We start from the raw sequence: 15715 nt of genomic DNA, 5'->3' as shown, positions 1-15715 counted from the left end.
GGAGTTTTTGAAATGATAATGGAACAAACAAAACTGGACATTGCAGATAACAGTGGTGCCAAAAGGGCTACATGTATCAAGGTGCTGGGGGGGAGTGGCAGAAAATATGCGGCTGTTGGTGATGTTATTGTTGCCGCAGTAAAGAAAGCTATCCCCGAAGGAGTAGTGAAAAAAGGAGATGTTGTGAAGGGGGTTGTTGTCAGGACAAAAAAAAATATTCGTAGAGACGATGGGTCGTATTTAAAATTTGATAAGAATGCTATAGTTATTATTGACAATGATGGTAACCCGAGAGGAACGCGCATTTTTGGTGCCGTTGCCAGGGAATTACGGCAAAAGAATTTTATGAAGATAGTATCGTTGGCTGCAGAAGTGGTGTAGGCTGATTCAGATAGAGCAAGGGTAATAGGTACATTTTGGAGAGATTTATGCATGTTCGTGTGAATGATTTAGTTGCAGTAATGGCAGGGAATGAAGCGGGTAAAACAGGAAAGATAATAAAAGTTTTACGTGATAAGGAGCGAGTTGTAATAAAAGGTGTTAATTTGGTTTACAAGCATACAAAGCCTAGTCAGAAAAATCCGCAGGGCGGGAGGATACAAAAAGAGGCCTCCCTTTCTATCGCGAATGTGCTGCCAATTTGCCAAAATAAAAGCTGTAAAAAGTACAATAGGGGTGTGAGGACAAAAAAAAAGATATTGGATCATGGTGATAAGCTTCGTGCGTGTGTTTATTGTGGTTCCGAAATAGTGTCGGCAGAATGAAGGTTATGGGATTTAAAATATGGCGAGATTGTTAGAAAAGTATAAACAGCAGGTGGTGCCTCAACTTACAGAGAAGTTCAGATATACTAATAGATTATCTGTACCCAGACTTCAGAAGATAGTTATCAATATGGGCATGGGTAGGGCAACAGAGAATAAAAAACTTATTGAGGAGGGGGTAGAACACCTCACAATTATAGCAGGCCAAAAGCCTCTCATTACAAAAGCCAAAAAGGCTATTTCCGGTTTTAAACTCAGGAAAGATCAGGCTGTTGGATGTAAGGTAACGTTGCGTGGAAAAAAAATGTATGAATTTTTGGACCGTTTGATCAGCATTGTATTACCAAGGATAAGAGATTTTAGAGGGCTTTCTACGAAGTCATTTGATGGTCGTGGAAACTATACCGTTGGACTTACAGAACAGATCGTGTTTCCTGAAATAAGTGTGGATACGGTTGAATTTGTTCAAGGGATGGATATTACTATGGTAATCACTGGCAATTCGAATGAGCAATCCTGCGAATTATTAAGATTATTAGGTATGCCTTTTAGATCAGAATAGGGAGTATGAATGGCAAGGAAATGTCTTATTGAGAAATCGAAGAAAGAACCAAAATATCAAACAAGAAAGTATAATAGATGTAAACTATGCGGGCGTCGCAGGGCTTACTACCGAAGGTTTCAGATTTGCAGGCTTTGTTTTAGAAAGCTTGCTTCAAAGGGTGAGATACCAGGGGTAAAAAAGGCAAGTTGGTAGTGAAAAAGTAAGTGAATAATGACTGAAGATTCTGTTAAAATTTAAGGAAATATAACAATGTGTATGACAGATCCAATTTCTGATATGCTTACGCGTATTAGAAATGCAAATACGATAAGGCGTGAGAGTGTTGATATTCCCTTGTCAAAGTTAAAGTTATCAATTTTGAAAATCTTAAAAGAAGAAGGTTATATAAAAGAGTTCAAAGAGATACCGGGCGAAAATAAACAAAATACCGTTAGGGTTTATCTAAAATATGGGCCGTTAAAACAGAAAATAATCAATAAATTAGAGAGAGTGAGCAAATCGAGCCGAAGAATTTATAAGAAGACAAAGGAAGTTGAAAAAGTTTTTGGTGGGATAGGGGTTGCGATATACTCAACATCAAAAGGAGTTATCAGTGATAAAGAATGTAGGAGACAAAAAATAGGTGGCGAGCTTATTTGTATTGTATCGTAGCAGTTTTATCTGGATAGAGGCTTAATATGTCGCGAATAGGGAAGCAACCGGTTAAAGTTCCAAATGATGTAAAGTTGTCAATAGCTGGCAACACGTTGAATGTTGAAGGATCGAAAGGAAAACTGAGTCAGGTCTTTCATCCTGATATTGCAATAGAATATAATCAACAGGGTAAACAGATTTTAGTAAAAAGACCTACTGACGAAAAGTATCATAAAGCGCTGCATGGTTTGACTCGCGCGCTTATAGCAAACATGATTACAGGTGTTACTAACGGTTTTTCAAAAAATCTTGAAATTGTTGGGCTTGGATATAATGCCAAGATACAAGGCAAGGACCTTGTTTTATTGCTTGGTTATACACATCCGGTGCATTTGGAGATTCCAAAGGGGATAAAAGTGGATGTTACTAATCCTACCAACCCGGCGAAACTTACAGTGTCTGGTCCTGACAAACAAATGGTAGGACAATTTTCTGCAGTAATAAGAGGAATGAAGCCACCTGAGCCGTATAAAGGGATGGGAATTAAATATGAAGGTGAAGTTATTAAGAGAAAGGCTGGAAAGGCATTCACTTCTGGTGGTGCATAGCTGATATAAAGGGCTTAATTATGAATCGTATAAAGGAAAAAATACGTAAAAGAACTAGACGTCATTTGAGGATTAGACGGAAGGTAATTGGAACTAGTGAAAGACCACGTTTAAGCGTCTGTCGAACGTTAAGGCATATTTATTGCCAAATTATTAATGATATTGAGGGAAGGACTTTGGCTGCCGCATCGACACAATCTCCCGACATTCAGTCGCAGATCAAGTATGGTGGGAACGTGAAGGCAGCGGAGATTGTTGGGAAAAAAATTGCTGACGAAGCAAAGAATAAGGGAATTACAAAAGTTGTCTTTGATAAAGGCGGTTATAAGTACCACGGCAGGATAAAGGCATTGGCTGAAAGTGCAAGAAAGCATAATCTGAGTTTTTAAAAAGCGGATTATTACAAGGAGATTCATTTGGCACGTTTTGAAGAACCTATAAATTTAGAAGAAACAGTTATAAGGGTCAATCGTTGTACAACCGTAACGAAGGGTGGAAAGTCAATGAGTTTTAGCGCCCTTGTGGTTGTTGGTGATAAGAAAGGTAGTGTTGGCATTGGGTTTGGTAAGGCGCGTGAAGTACCGAATGCCGTCAGTAAGGCAGTTAAGGAAGCCAAGAAGCAAATGGTTAAAATTCCGTTGATGGGCGGAACAATACCACATGTGGTGTGGGGAAGGTTTAAGGCCGCTAATATTTTTTTAAAACCAGCATCACCTGGAACTGGTATTAAGGCGGGGGCTTCGGCGCGGGCTGTACTTGAATCGGCAGGGATTACGAATATCTTGACAAAGTGTTACGGTAAGAGAAATCCGCTTAATGTGGCCAAGGCGACATTGATAGGATTGCAATCCTTGAGAACAAAGGAAGAGATTGAAGAGCTAAGGGGAGTGAAGATAGAATGAATTTTATGGATGTAAAATCAATGCCGTTTCATAGAAAACGCAAGAGGAGAGTTGGTCGCGGTAGAGGATCAGGGATGGGAAAAACCTCTGGTAGGGGGGGGAAAGGCGCAACGGCAAGGTCTGGGAATGAAACAACGATACAATTTGAGGGTGGACAAACGCCTCTTTTCCGCAGGTTACCAAAGAGAGGATTTAATAATCCATTTAAAAAGAAATATGCTATCGTCAATATTAAAGATATTGCTCAGTTTGATAATGGCACAACGGTAACTATTGACAAGTTAAAAGAATCCGGGATCATTAAAAAAGTTTTAGATGGTATAAAAGTACTCGGTGACGGTGAGATTAAAACCTCTTTGACCGTCGTAGCGCATAAATTCAGTAAGGTGGCAATGGAAAAGATTGAAGCAGCAGGAGGGAAAGCAAAGGTCCTGTCATGATCGAACAATTTGGAAATATTTTTCGAATACCTGAACTACGTAAGAAAGTACTAATAACTCTCGGGCTTATAGCTTTATGTCGTGTTGGTGTTTATATACCGATTCCGGGGATCGATACGATGGTACTGAAGTCTTACTTTAATCAGTTTACGCAAACCGGTGTTGGTCAGTTATTAGGACTTGTAGATATGTTTGCCGGGGGGGCATTGGCTTCTGGTGCTATCTTTGGTTTAGGGGTTATGCCGTACATTAGTGCATCCATCATTTTCCAACTGTTGGTAGGTGTGGTGCCCTATTTAGAAAGATTACAGAAGGAGGGTGAGGTAGGAAGAAAGAAGATCAACCAATATACTCGCCTTGCGACTGTGGGATTATGCCTCTTTCAAGCTTTTGTGATGACGAGAACGCTTTATACTGTCGAAATTAATGGTGCTCCAGTAATTCCTGTATATCTCCAAGGTTTTGGATTTCAGGCTATGGCTGCGCTTCTGTTGACCACGGGGACGATGATTTTAATGTGGATTGGAGAGCAAATAGAGGAACATGGGATAGGCAGTGGGATTTCGATAGTTATCATGGTTGGTATTATTGACCGCTTACCTTGGGCATTTTCTCAGGTAATGCAGAACTTTACCTTTTCTGTAACGCCGGCTGAACATCAGATTGGGATTGTAAAATTAATCATACTGTTAGGTATGTTTTTCTCAATTGTTGGTGGTGTTGTGTATATCACGCAAGGACAGAGGCGCATACCTGTACAGCAGGCGAAACACACGCGTGGAAGGAAGGTATATGGCGGACAAAGGCATTTTTTGCCCCTGCGCGTGAATCAAGCTGGTGTGATGCCAATAATATTTGCACAGTCACTTTTAATTTTTCCGGCTGCGATTATGCAGGGTGTCCAAGTCAGGCTGGAGCCTGGTAGTTTTGGATACTGGGTCACTTCACGTTTATCTGATATTTTGCAAGGTGGAGTAATTTACGTTATACTTTATATTCTTCTAATAACGTTCTTTTGTTATTTTTGGACTGCCATACAGTTTAATCCTAAAGAGATGTCGAATAATATGAAAGATTATGGGAGTTTTATACCTGGGATTAGGCCAGGGCAAAGGACCGCAGAATATTTAGAAGGGATTATGGGCAAAATTACGTTAGCTGGTGCTGCTTTTCTGGCTTTAATTGCAATTTTACCTAAGCTTGTGGCGGGGGGGTTTGAGCTTAACCGTGCTATAGCTGGTTTTTACGGTGGGACAGGTTTGCTGATAATCGTTGGGGTGGCGCTTGATATGGTTCAAAGGATAGAATCTCATATGATTATGAGGCAATATAGTGGTTTTCTCAGCGGTGGCTCTAGAATTAGAGGAAGAATGGGATGAGAATTGTGTTTCTAGGGCCTCCTGGCGCAGGTAAAGGTACACAGGCTGAAACCGTTAGTAAGGTAAAAAAGTTGCCGCATATATCTTCTGGTAATTTATTGAGGGAGGCAGTTGAGACAGGTACTGAAACGGGCATAAAGGCGAGCGATTATATAGAGAAAGGATTATTAGTACCGGATCAGATAGTTGTCGATATCATCAAAGATCGTATCTTACGGGACGATTGTAAAGGTGGATTTATATTAGACGGATTTCCGAGGACGCTTTCTCAGGCGAAAGTATTGGATGAGATGTTAGAAAAGCTCGGGAATAAGTTGGACTTGGTATTTTATTTTTCGGTATCAGAAGAAAATGTGGTTCTCCGATTATCAGGTAGGAGAATTTGTAGCGATTGTGGGGCTAATTATCATCTAAAATTTGTTCCATCTGCGAAAGAAGGAATTTGCGACAAATGTGGGGGAAAGTTGTACCAACGTGCAGATGATAAATCAGAAACCGTATCGGAAAGGATAAGAGTTTATCACGACCAAACTGAAGACCTCATTGAGTATTATAAAAAGAATGGTATCTTAAAAGAAATTATATCTGATGCAAATATAGAGATAATTACTAAAAACATATTAGATACCATTGAGTGTACCCTGATGAACAGACCCTTGATTGGCTATGGAGTAGTTTGAGTTGATTGTTCGAAAATCACCCCGAGAAATTGAATTAATGAGGGTGGCTGGAAAAATTACTGCAGATGCTCTACGGCTAGCCAAGGAAATAGCAAAGAACGATGTAACGACAGACTATATAAATGCAGAGCTTGAAAAGTATATTATAAGTCAAGGGGGAATACCAATATTCAAAGGATATAGGGGGTTTCCGAAAAGTATCTGTGCCTCAATAAATGAGGAAGTGGTTCATGGAATACCAGGCAATCGAAGGCTGAAAAACGGAGATATTCTTAGCGTAGACGTTGGAGTAGGCTATCGTAAATACGTTGCTGATGCAGCGCTTACAATACCAATAGGAGAAATAACAGCAGAGGCCAAGCGAATTATTGATGTTTGTGAAAAGTCGCTTTACTTGGCAATTAGTGTCATAAAGTCAAATGAAAAGCTTTCCTTAATTGCACGGACAATACAAGACTATGTAGAGAAAAATGGTTACTCCGTTATACGAAATTATACTGGTCATGGAATTGGAAGATGTATGCATGAAGACCCTCAAGTACCTAATTTTGTGAGTAGATCGTTACTGGAAGCAGATGAAATTTTGATGCAGGGAGTAACGATTGCTATAGAACCGATGATATGTATGGGTCATTGTGATACTGAGGTGTTAAATAACAAATGGACGGTTGTAACAAAAGATAGAAAATTATCTGCGCATTTTGAACATACAGTAGTAATTACAGAAAATGGGGCAGATATTTTGACATTATAAAAGATTTTTAATATACTTTTTTTATGGCAAAAGAAGAGCCAATTAGGGTTGAAGCTACTGTAAAAGAAGCATTACCTAATGCGATGTTCTGGGTAGAATTGCAGAATGGACATAGGGTACTTGCACATGTTTCTGGAAAAATGCGGATGCATTTTATCAAGATATTGCCAGGTGATAAAGTGACAATAGAAATGTCACCATACGATCTCGATAAAGGCAGAATTATTTATAGACAAGTGTAAACTTAGTTCGATATTTGAAATAATGCATAATTACTGTATAGGTGATTGATATGAAAGTTCGGGCTTCTGTAAAGCGAATTTGTGAAAACTGTAAGATAGTAAGAAGAAGAAATGTGGTACGTGTTATTTGCTCAAATCCTCGCCATAAACAAAGGCAGGGATGATGCTTTCGGATTAATTTGGAGAAATTGAGAAAGGAATATATAAATGCCAAGAATTGCTGGAAACGATATTCCTGCTGACAAAAGGGTAGTGATTGCACTTACCTACATTTATGGAATTGGGAAGGCGCTTTCGCAGAAGATATTGAAAGATTTGAATATCGACGAGAATGTACGTGCAAAGGACCTCCATGAAGATCAACTGAGTATGCTAGGTGCATATATCGAAAAGAATTTTACCATCGAAGGTCAGTTGCGCAGGCAGGAAATGCAAAATATTGCGCGGATGAAAAGTATCAACTGTTACCGTGGGATACGACACAAAGTAGGTTTACCAGTGAGGGGACAAAGAACTAAAACAAATGCACGCACGAGAAAAGGTCGTAAAAAGACAGTGGCTGGTAAGAAGAGTGTAAAAGAGCTGGGTTAGCATGATCTCTGTCTTAATCCTGGATTTTTGATATGCCACAGAGCTGAGAATCGACATGAAAACTAAAGAAGCAATAGAGGAGATATTAAAATCTGGCGGAGAATTATTAAAGGTTCTTGATCTAAATCTTGATCATTCTGGTGAAGATAGGGAAATAAAGAAATTCAATGAGGTGGTAGGGTTTTGCGAACAAGTTCTGCGGATTATAGAAACGTATAAGACAGATAAAGAGATTGTGTTTCTTGATTGTTCGTGCGGTAAATCATATTTGTCATTCGCCTTAAATTATATTTTTTCGAAACGGTTAGCTATAAAAACTTTTTTTTATGGTGTAGATACCAACCGAGTATTGATAGAGAAGTGTGAGCGAATTAGAGATATCCTAGGTTTTAGAAATATGTATTTCATCAACGGCAGGATTATTGAAGTTCAGCCCGAAAAGCCCGTTGATTTAGTGATTGCATTACATGCATGTGATATTGCCACTGATGAGACAATTGCCAAAGGTATTAAACTTGAGGCAAAATATATAATTGTGGTTCCGTGTTGTGAGAATCAAATACGGGGTCGGTTGAAGTCTGGGCATCCGCTAGTCGATTTAACCGATTTTGGACTTTTAAGATATCGTTTTGCAGACATTTTAACAGAGGCCTTGAGGTCGCAATTCCTTACGGGCGCTGGCTATCATGTGAAACTTACTGAGATCGTATCTCCCAAATTTACTCCAAAAAATCTAATGATTATAGCGCGAAGAAAAAAAGAATATGGAAATTGCAACATGGACAAATATAAAAAACTGGACGAAATGTTTAATACAGATTTTGTTTTAAAAAATTATTTTGATGAACGTGAATTAAAACGGAGTGATTGCCTTAGTTCTGTTAATAGTTAAAGAACTTATTTGGTTTTGAGGATAATAAAATAATCATGTCAAGTATTGGTAAGAAAAAGATAAGACGTAATGTAACACGAGCAATTGCTAATATAAAAGCGACTTTTAATAATACTTATGTCACAATTTCAGATATTAATGGCGAGACAATATGTTGGGCAAGTGCTGGTACTGTTGGATTTAAAGGGTCTCGTAAAAGCACTCCTTTTGCTGCTCAGAAGGCGGCGTCAAGTGCGGCAGAGAAAGCCCAAAGATTTGGGGTCCAGGAAATTGAAATCAGGGTGAAAGGACCTGGTCCAGGCAGAGAGTCGGCAATTACGGCACTTCAAGCAGCAGGTCTGAGTGTGAAAGCGATTGAGGATGTAACGCCGCTTCCCCACAACGGTTGTCGGCCCAGGAAAAAGCGCAGGGTATAAATACGTTATAAGGTGAGGTTCAGGAAAGGAATAATATGGCAAGATATGTAGGTCCGCAGTGCAGATTGTGTAGGCGGGAGGGTGAAAAACTATTTCTTAAAGGAATGAGGTGTGACACCGTAAAGTGTGCAATTACAAAGCGTAAATATCCTCCAGGCCAATTTACGTGGGGCAGAGGTAAATTGTCGAAGTATGGCATACAATTTAGAGAAAAACAGAAAGTAAAGCGATTTTACGGGATTTTGGAAAGACAATTTCGGAATTATTTTAGAAAAGCAGAAAGACAAAAGGGAAATACGGGAGAAAATCTTTTGAACATGCTGGAGAGAAGGCTTGATAATGTTGTTTATTTGCTTTCTTTTGCAGCGTCTAGAAAAAGTGCAAGGCAGCTTGTTTTGCATGGCCACGTAATGGTTAATAGTAAAAAAGTAGATATTGCATCTTACCTTGTAAAGATTGGTGATATCATAAAACCAGGAAATAGCGAGGTGAGCCAAAACATTGTGAAAGCAAATATCGAATTGGTAAAAGGTCGGCATCTTCCCGCTTGGGTTCAATTTAAAGCTGATACGCTGGAAGGGGTGGTAATACAACTCCCTACAAGGGAAGATACTTCAGTTCCTGTTCAAGAACAGTTAATAGTTGAACTGTGTTCTAAATAAGTTATTTGGTCAGTTCAATTCATCCCACAACTGTAATACTAGCAAAATGCTTGTAGATAGCCTCACGTTTTTGTTTTTCATATTAGAATAATATTATTCACGACTGATATTTAATTTATTTTAAAATCCCTTATTAATTGGATTAGGGGGAAAAATATGCGAATAAGGTGGAGAGGTCTCGAACTTCCTGTCCGTGTGGATGTGGAAAAAGAGACTTTGACCGATAAATATGGCAAGTTTATAGCTGCTCCGTTTGAGCGTGGTTTTGGGCATTCCATTGGCAATAGTTTACGTAGAATTTTACTTTCTTCGTTGGAGGGAAGTGCGGTTGTATCCGTTAAAATAAATGGTGTGAGCCATGAATTTACTACTATTCCTGGTGTTGTGGAAGATGTGGCAGATATAATATTGAACATTAAAAATCTGGTTGTGAAACTACACACTGACCAACCGAAGATAATAAAAATTGATGCGAACAAAAAAGGGGAAATAAAAGCAAAAGATATTATTACGGATGCCAGCGTGGAGATCGTAAATGGAGATTTGCACATTGCTACGCTCTCCGAGGATATAAATTTTATTGTAGAAATGGAAGTGCGAAAAGGCCGAGGATATGTGACGGCTGAGGAAAACGAATCTGATGAGCAGGAAGTTGGTTTAATTCCCGTCGATTCATTATTTTCTCCCGTAAGAAACGTTCGTTATACTATCGAAGAAACACGCGTTGGGAGACGTACAAATTATGATAAGATTGTTATGGAAATATTTACAAACAGTGTGGTTTCCCCTGAGATGGCCTTAGTTGAAGCAGCAAAAATTATGAGGAAACATTTAAATCCGTTTGTACAATATTTTGAGATAGGCCGCGAATTACAGCAAGTAGAAAAGAGAATGGGAATAGAAACAGTCCTGGAGATATCTGAGGAAGAGCTTAATAAAAAGCTAAGTATGCCAATAACAGAGCTGGATTTATCAGTAAGGGCTTCCAATTGTCTTGAGACCTCGGGCATTGCGACGGTAGGAGATCTTGTTGCGAAGACGGAAGAACAACTCCTAAGGATAAAAAATTTTGGTAAAACTACTTTAAAAGAAGTAAAGACAAAATTGTCACAGCTAAGCTTGTCGATCGGAATGCATGTGGCAATTAAACAAACGGAAGAAGGGAAAGGATAGTCCATGAGACACAGAATGAGAGGAAGACATTTATCAAGGACCGCCGCTCACAGAAAGGCATTAAGACAGAATATTGTAAACAGCCTTTTTACCTATGGGAGAATTATTACAACACTTGAAAAGGCAAAAGAGACGAAATCGTTTGCTGAAAAGGTAATCACGACTGCTAAGAAAGGGTTATTAAAAAAGAATACTGATAAGCCGGGTTATGTCCATTGTTATCGTCAGGTCCTTGCAAAATTGAGAAATGTTGATGTCGTAAGGAAACTATTTGGAGAAGGGCAATGGCGGGAAACGGGAGGTCTTGCCCAAAGATATATGAATAGGAATGGTGGGTATACAAGAATATTAAAGCTATCAGGGACCCGGTTAGGAGTTCTATCGGGTGGAAGTATTGGGAAAATACCTGAACTTGAATATACTATGGAAGGCAGAGACCGAAAATTGCGCTTACTGGGCAGACGTCTCAATGATAATGCATCTCGCGTAATCTTTGAGTTAGTCGAAGGTGCAGTTGAAGCGAAATCCGCTGAGGAAATTAAACCAGAGGTTACCACTGCTTAATTGGGAAATATCGGTAGGTTTTTAACAGGTACAGTATTCTTACCCTTCTACTAAGTAAATAGTAGAAGGGTTTTTTTATTAAAATGAAAATTATTCTTAAGAAGCGTTTAGTACTAGCTTCAAATTCACCGAGACGGATTGCTTTGCTAAAAATGTTAGGATATCATTTTGATGTTATACCACATAATATAGAAGAATGCTTCCTCGACAATGTTTTGCCGGCAGAGTTAGTTCAGAATCTAGCTTTTTTAAAGGCAAGTGATGTTGCCAGAAGAGTGGATAATGCCATAATTATTAGTGCAGATACAATTGTGGTACAGGAGAAAAAAATATTGGGTAAACCAAGGGATACACAAGATGCCAGGAGAATCCTTTCCTTACTGAGTGCTTCTGAACACGATATTCTTTCAGGTGTATGTATTATCGATATGCCTTCAAAAAAGAAATTATTGCGAATCGATCGGACTCATATTAAAATAAAGTATATTAGTGAAAACGAAATTGAGATGTATGTTAAATCAGGTGAACCTATGGATAAGGCAGGCGCATACGCTGTGCAAGGGGAAGGGAAAAAATTTATTGAAAAAATGGAAGGTAGCTATTCAAACGCAATTGGTTTGCCTTTGGAAATAGTTCAAGAAATGCTAAACAATTTTATAGGTACAAATAATCCTAATGCCAAGAAACTTTAGTTGGGTTATACAAGATGAAATTGCCGGTATGGCGAGACCTCTGTCGATAGTCGCAGACCTTGAATTTCTCAAAGATAACGGGATTGAGGCAATAGTTTCTCTAACGGAATTACCACTTCCGAAAACTTTAATAGAAGAATTTGGATTTGAGTATAAACATATTCCCATTGTAGACCTTGCATCACCAACCCAAGAACAAATCGAGGACTTTGTCTCTTTTGTAAATGGCCTTATATTCTCTAAGAAAAGGATCGTTGTTCATTGTGATGCTGGAATTGGCAGAACAGGAACAATGATAGCCTGCTATCTTGTAAGCAAAGGTTGTAATGCAAAAAAGGCTATTGCAGAAGTACGCAAAAGGAGGCCTGGTTCCATTGAAACAATGGAACAGGAAGATACGATAATAAAATATGAAGAAAGACTCTTGAAAAAGCGCAAGGACTAGTCCTGCATTTCATTTCTAAAATGCTGCGTTATATTTCTTGGTGAAATGTTCACTGGCAATGATGGCCGCTCCCAGGGCTGTAGTGATTTGCGGGTCTGACGGGACGTGTAAATCTACATTCAATTCTTGTTCCAGCGCACTCTTGAGTCCCTTATTAAATGCAGGACCCCCATCAAAGAAGACCGCTTCTTTAATGCCAATTTTTTTGACCATGGAACCTACCCGCTTGGCAATAGACTTGTGGATGCCGGCAATGATGTCTTCCACCCTTCTCCCATGGGATAATAGTGAAATGACTTCAGACTCACCAAAGACCGTGCACAAACTATTTATATGGGGTATATCTTCTGCCTTTTCGGACAGTATGCCCAACTCGTCTAATTCCACTTCAAGGATACGGCTCATAACCTCTAAGAAACGTCCCGTTCCGGCTGCGCATTTGTCGTTCATTGCAAAGTCTGTCATTATACCAGTATCATCCAGGGAGATTACTTTGCAGTCCTGTCCACCGATGTTGATAAGGGTTCTTACGTTTACTTTATCACACATAAGCCATTTGGCAGCCTTAGCATTAGCTGTTATTTCTGTGACAATCTCATCTGCGGGTACTATTCTGCGACCATAACCGGTAGCTACGGTGTATTGAAGTTCATTGTCTCTGAGGTTACAATCTTCCAGTATTTCACTGAGCAATAGTTTTACGGTTTTCTTGCAGTTGGTTCCTGTAGAGGAAGTTTTTGAGCCGATGATTGTATGTCCGCGCATTATTACGGCTTTTGTAGTCGTTGAACCGATGTCAATTCCAGCAACCGTTTTCATATTTCAAATATTAACCGTTATAGGCATGCAAGACAAGACAATATTAACGGATATTATTTATCTTATAAAAAATATTTTGACATTTTTAGCAAAAATATGAATAAAACTAACCCTGTCAGGGTTTTAAATCCTGACAGGGTTGGCTCACAAATTTCGTGCCTCGGTTTTTGTCTTTTTCCGGCTCGTTCGGGTCAGGAGTATAGGGAATTTAAAAACTCATTTCAATGTTATTTTGGTTTAAACAAAAAACGTGCCAAGTGAAGCGATAGCCATATGTAAGCGGAAAGAAGCACGCAAGATAACCGCAATTATTTGAGGAAGAGGAATAGAAGATGGTTTATCATCTGCATATTTGACTTCAATAAAAATAATTGCTAGAATTCCGTAATCAAAACATGAGTCTGCGGCAGTCAGCTATCGGCGGTCAGGGGTTAGCAGTAGATATTTACTTTGTTCTTCCGGGATTCGGATGCTGAGCACCGATGGCTGACTGCTTACAAATTTTTTTGTAGAGTATATGATCAATGAATACAGATGAAGATAAATCTATTTTATTATTTCATGATTTGATTGAACTTATGCGGAAGTTACGCAGTAAAAACGGGTGCCCGTGGGATAAGGAACAGAGCCATGCGTCTTTAAAACCACATCTGGTAGAGGAAACTTACGAGGTAATAGATGCGATAGATTCCGGAGATCCCGATAAACTGAAGGAAGAACTGGCAGATCTTTTTTTCCATATAATTTTTCACTGCCAGATTGCAAAGGAAAAGGGGGAATTTGATATTGGTGGTGTAATGGCATTGTGCCTTGATAAGATGACACGTCGCCATCCACATGTTTTTGGAGATGCCTCTGCCGCTACCCCTGAAGAGGTCATTCGTCAGTGGGAGGAGATCAAGAAGAAGGAAAAAGGCGGTGAAGAAAGGAAATTTATTGTGGATGGGCTGCCCAAACATCTCCCCGCCCTGCAAAAGGCCCAGAAATTACAAAAGAAGGTAGCTAAGGTGGGTTTTGACTGGACAAACATGCAGGACGTGATAGCCAAGGTTGACGAAGAACTGGGAGAGGTCAAGGAGGCGATACAGGAAAATAAACCGGAAAATATCGAAGAGGAGGTTGGAGACCTCTTGTTTTCTATCGTTAATCTCGCCAGATTCCTGAAACTCGACACGGAGAATGTGCTCCACAAGACCATCCATAAATTTGTCGATCGTTTTAAAAAGGTTGAGACGGAACTTGCATCCATGGGAAAGGATATTGAAAAATGCCCCCTTGAAGAGATGGATGCTATTTGGAATAAAGTGAAGGGTAATATTTCAGAGTAACGCCTTAGCCACAGAGAGCCAAGAGGAGGGTATATAGAATTCATTGACTGAACAGATTGTTTTGGCGGCTATAGAGAATCATCGTATCCTGGGACTAAGGTTGCAAGAATCAACTTATGAAGCGAATCTCCTTATAACTTTGTGTTCTCGGTGAACTCTGTGGCTCGTCTTCTTCAAAAAATCTTTAAACTAAAAGAAAACCATACCAACGTCCGAACGGAAGCCTTAGCGGGTACTACAACCTTCCTGACGATGTCATATATCATCTTTGTACAGCCTGCCGTACTTTCCACCTGCGGAATGGATTTTGGTTCAGTGATGGTAGCCACATGCATTGCCAGCGCCACAGCCTGCATCTTCATGGCCTTTCTAGCTAACTATCCTATCGCTTTAGCGCCTGCTATGGGGCATAATTTTTACTTTGCCTTTACCGTGTGTGGTCCTATCGTGACTGGCGGCATGGGTTATCCATGGCAGGTTGCCCTGGGCGCAAATTTAATAGCGGGTATGTTGTTTATTCTCTTATCATTCTTTGGATTGCGGGAATTATTAATATCTATTATACCCGATTCATTGAAGAATGCAATTGCGGTGGGGATTGGGCTTTTAATTGCACTCGTGGGGTTTGAATACGGCGGGGTAATTGTGGATACACCCGGCGCTTTAGTTGGCTTAGGCAATCCTAAGTATCCTGAGGTATGGGTGTCTCTTTTTGGTATGATGGCTATCGGAGTGATGATCGCTCTGAAGATAAAAGGAGCCATTCTTTACGGGATTATTGCAACAGCACTTGCGGGGATTCCGCTGGGGATGGTTCAATATCAGGGTGTTATCAGCATGCCTCCCTCGATTGACCCAACGTTGCTGAAATGCGACCCTGTAAAGATATTTGCCGAACCAGGGTTTATCTCAGTTATATTTGTTTTATTATTCCTGGACGTCTTTGATACCATAGGTACCGTAGTGGGAATCAGTGAACAAGGAGGATTTTATAAGAACGGCAAAATCCCCCGGGTAAAACAAATCCTGCTATCGGATGCGCTTTCAGACTGGGTCAAATGAAAAAATTTGTCTATATACAGTATTTATTGATGAAACGAGGCTCAAATACGGTATAATTTCCTACGAATCAAATATCTTCAATAGAACCAAAATAGAACCAAGGA

At 39.6% G+C, this 15715-nt stretch carries 25 protein-coding genes; 24 read left to right on the top strand and 1 reads right to left on the bottom strand.

Annotation, left to right across the window (positions count from 1 at the left end):
- The first annotated feature begins 12 nt into the window (after nucleotides 1-12).
- The 22 genes from rplN to E3K36_12110 all read left to right on the top strand — a co-directional run bounded on the left by rplN (nucleotide 13) and on the right by E3K36_12110 (nucleotide 12402).
- On the top strand, nucleotides 13-381 hold the full coding sequence (gene rplN / locus E3K36_12215; GenBank protein ID MCF6155988.1) for a 50S ribosomal protein L14: 369 nt from the start codon (nucleotides 13-15) through the stop codon (nucleotides 379-381).
- Between the two features lie 32 nt (nucleotides 382-413).
- Complete coding sequence (rplX, locus tag E3K36_12210) at nucleotides 414-764, top strand: 50S ribosomal protein L24 (GenBank protein MCF6155987.1); 351 nt, start codon at nucleotides 414-416, stop codon at nucleotides 762-764.
- A gap of 19 nt (nucleotides 765-783) precedes the next feature.
- The gene (gene rplE, locus E3K36_12205; protein ID MCF6155986.1) at nucleotides 784-1326 is read left to right on the top strand and encodes a 50S ribosomal protein L5; all 543 of its coding nucleotides are present in this window, start codon (nucleotides 784-786) and stop codon (nucleotides 1324-1326) included.
- Nucleotides 1327-1335: 9 nt separating this feature from the next.
- Nucleotides 1336-1521, top strand: a complete 186-nt coding sequence (locus E3K36_12200; GenBank protein ID MCF6155985.1) for a type Z 30S ribosomal protein S14 — start codon at nucleotides 1336-1338, stop codon at nucleotides 1519-1521.
- Between the two features lie 57 nt (nucleotides 1522-1578).
- Entirely contained in the window at nucleotides 1579-1980 is a 402-nt protein-coding gene (rpsH, locus tag E3K36_12195; protein MCF6155984.1) for a 30S ribosomal protein S8, read from the top strand.
- A 26-nt stretch (nucleotides 1981-2006) separates the two neighbouring features.
- Complete coding sequence (locus E3K36_12190; protein MCF6155983.1) at nucleotides 2007-2570, top strand: 50S ribosomal protein L6; 564 nt, start codon at nucleotides 2007-2009, stop codon at nucleotides 2568-2570.
- A 20-nt stretch (nucleotides 2571-2590) separates the two neighbouring features.
- On the top strand, nucleotides 2591-2959 hold the full coding sequence (locus tag E3K36_12185; protein MCF6155982.1) for a 50S ribosomal protein L18: 369 nt from the start codon (nucleotides 2591-2593) through the stop codon (nucleotides 2957-2959).
- A gap of 27 nt (nucleotides 2960-2986) precedes the next feature.
- On the top strand, nucleotides 2987-3472 hold the full coding sequence (locus E3K36_12180; protein ID MCF6155981.1) for a 30S ribosomal protein S5: 486 nt from the start codon (nucleotides 2987-2989) through the stop codon (nucleotides 3470-3472).
- Nucleotides 3469-3912 carry a 50S ribosomal protein L15 gene (locus E3K36_12175; protein MCF6155980.1) on the top strand — a complete coding sequence of 148 codons (444 nt, stop codon included), beginning with the start codon at nucleotides 3469-3471 and terminating at the stop codon, nucleotides 3910-3912. Before E3K36_12180 ends, E3K36_12175 begins: the two co-directional genes overlap by 4 nt.
- On the top strand, nucleotides 3909-5291 hold the full coding sequence (secY, locus tag E3K36_12170; protein ID MCF6155979.1) for a preprotein translocase subunit SecY: 1383 nt from the start codon (nucleotides 3909-3911) through the stop codon (nucleotides 5289-5291). Before E3K36_12175 ends, secY begins: the two co-directional genes overlap by 4 nt.
- On the top strand, nucleotides 5288-5971 hold the full coding sequence (locus tag E3K36_12165) for an adenylate kinase (protein MCF6155978.1): 684 nt from the start codon (nucleotides 5288-5290) through the stop codon (nucleotides 5969-5971). The genes secY and E3K36_12165 overlap by 4 nt, the downstream gene beginning before the upstream one ends.
- Nucleotide 5972: 1 nt before the next feature.
- Nucleotides 5973-6725, top strand: coding sequence for a type I methionyl aminopeptidase (gene map / locus E3K36_12160; protein ID MCF6155977.1), 753 nt, complete (start codon nucleotides 5973-5975; stop codon nucleotides 6723-6725).
- Nucleotides 6726-6748: 23 nt separating this feature from the next.
- Nucleotides 6749-6967 (top strand): translation initiation factor IF-1, encoded by a 219-nt coding sequence (gene infA / locus E3K36_12155; protein ID MCF6155976.1) that lies wholly within the window; start codon nucleotides 6749-6751, stop codon nucleotides 6965-6967.
- Nucleotides 6968-7017: 50 nt separating this feature from the next.
- The gene (gene rpmJ, locus E3K36_12150; GenBank protein MCF6155975.1) at nucleotides 7018-7131 is read left to right on the top strand and encodes a 50S ribosomal protein L36; all 114 of its coding nucleotides are present in this window, start codon (nucleotides 7018-7020) and stop codon (nucleotides 7129-7131) included.
- Between the two features lie 43 nt (nucleotides 7132-7174).
- A complete protein-coding gene (gene rpsM / locus E3K36_12145) occupies nucleotides 7175-7558 on the top strand; it encodes a 30S ribosomal protein S13 (protein MCF6155974.1) in 384 nt (127 codons plus the stop codon).
- 55 nt (nucleotides 7559-7613) lie between these two features.
- Entirely contained in the window at nucleotides 7614-8450 is an 837-nt protein-coding gene (locus tag E3K36_12140) for an SAM-dependent methyltransferase (GenBank protein ID MCF6155973.1), read from the top strand.
- A 35-nt stretch (nucleotides 8451-8485) separates the two neighbouring features.
- A complete protein-coding gene (rpsK, locus tag E3K36_12135) occupies nucleotides 8486-8866 on the top strand; it encodes a 30S ribosomal protein S11 (GenBank protein ID MCF6155972.1) in 381 nt (126 codons plus the stop codon).
- 35 nt (nucleotides 8867-8901) lie between these two features.
- A complete protein-coding gene (gene rpsD / locus E3K36_12130) occupies nucleotides 8902-9528 on the top strand; it encodes a 30S ribosomal protein S4 (GenBank protein ID MCF6155971.1) in 627 nt (208 codons plus the stop codon).
- A gap of 156 nt (nucleotides 9529-9684) precedes the next feature.
- Nucleotides 9685-10701: a DNA-directed RNA polymerase subunit alpha gene (locus E3K36_12125; GenBank protein ID MCF6155970.1), complete on the top strand. Its 1017-nt coding sequence runs from the start codon at nucleotides 9685-9687 to the stop codon at nucleotides 10699-10701.
- 3 nt (nucleotides 10702-10704) lie between these two features.
- Nucleotides 10705-11265, top strand: a complete 561-nt coding sequence (rplQ, locus tag E3K36_12120; protein MCF6155969.1) for a 50S ribosomal protein L17 — start codon at nucleotides 10705-10707, stop codon at nucleotides 11263-11265.
- An 83-nt stretch (nucleotides 11266-11348) separates the two neighbouring features.
- Nucleotides 11349-11957 carry a septum formation protein Maf gene (maf, locus tag E3K36_12115; GenBank protein MCF6155968.1) on the top strand — a complete coding sequence of 203 codons (609 nt, stop codon included), beginning with the start codon at nucleotides 11349-11351 and terminating at the stop codon, nucleotides 11955-11957.
- Nucleotides 11941-12402 carry a protein phosphatase gene (locus E3K36_12110; protein ID MCF6155967.1) on the top strand — a complete coding sequence of 154 codons (462 nt, stop codon included), beginning with the start codon at nucleotides 11941-11943 and terminating at the stop codon, nucleotides 12400-12402. Before maf ends, E3K36_12110 begins: the two co-directional genes overlap by 17 nt.
- 15 nt (nucleotides 12403-12417) lie before the next feature.
- Here E3K36_12110 and E3K36_12105 read toward each other — a convergent pair whose 3' ends face one another.
- The gene (locus tag E3K36_12105) at nucleotides 12418-13221 is read right to left on the bottom strand and encodes a CoA activase (protein MCF6155966.1); all 804 of its coding nucleotides are present in this window, start codon (nucleotides 13219-13221) and stop codon (nucleotides 12418-12420) included.
- 524 nt (nucleotides 13222-13745) lie between these two features.
- Between E3K36_12105 and mazG the strand changes: the two genes are divergently transcribed.
- Nucleotides 13746-14549 (top strand): nucleoside triphosphate pyrophosphohydrolase, encoded by an 804-nt coding sequence (gene mazG / locus E3K36_12100; protein MCF6155965.1) that lies wholly within the window; start codon nucleotides 13746-13748, stop codon nucleotides 14547-14549.
- A 159-nt stretch (nucleotides 14550-14708) separates the two neighbouring features.
- Nucleotides 14709-15611 carry an NCS2 family permease gene (locus tag E3K36_12095; protein ID MCF6155964.1) on the top strand — a complete coding sequence of 301 codons (903 nt, stop codon included), beginning with the start codon at nucleotides 14709-14711 and terminating at the stop codon, nucleotides 15609-15611.
- Nucleotides 15612-15715: the final 104 nt, after the last annotated feature.

The organism is Candidatus Brocadia sp. (genome assembly GCA_021646415.1).
Lineage (GTDB): Bacteria > Planctomycetota > Brocadiia > Brocadiales > Brocadiaceae > Brocadia.
Note: the sequence above shows the minus strand (reverse complement) of the source record. Positions and strands in the feature narration are given on the sequence as shown.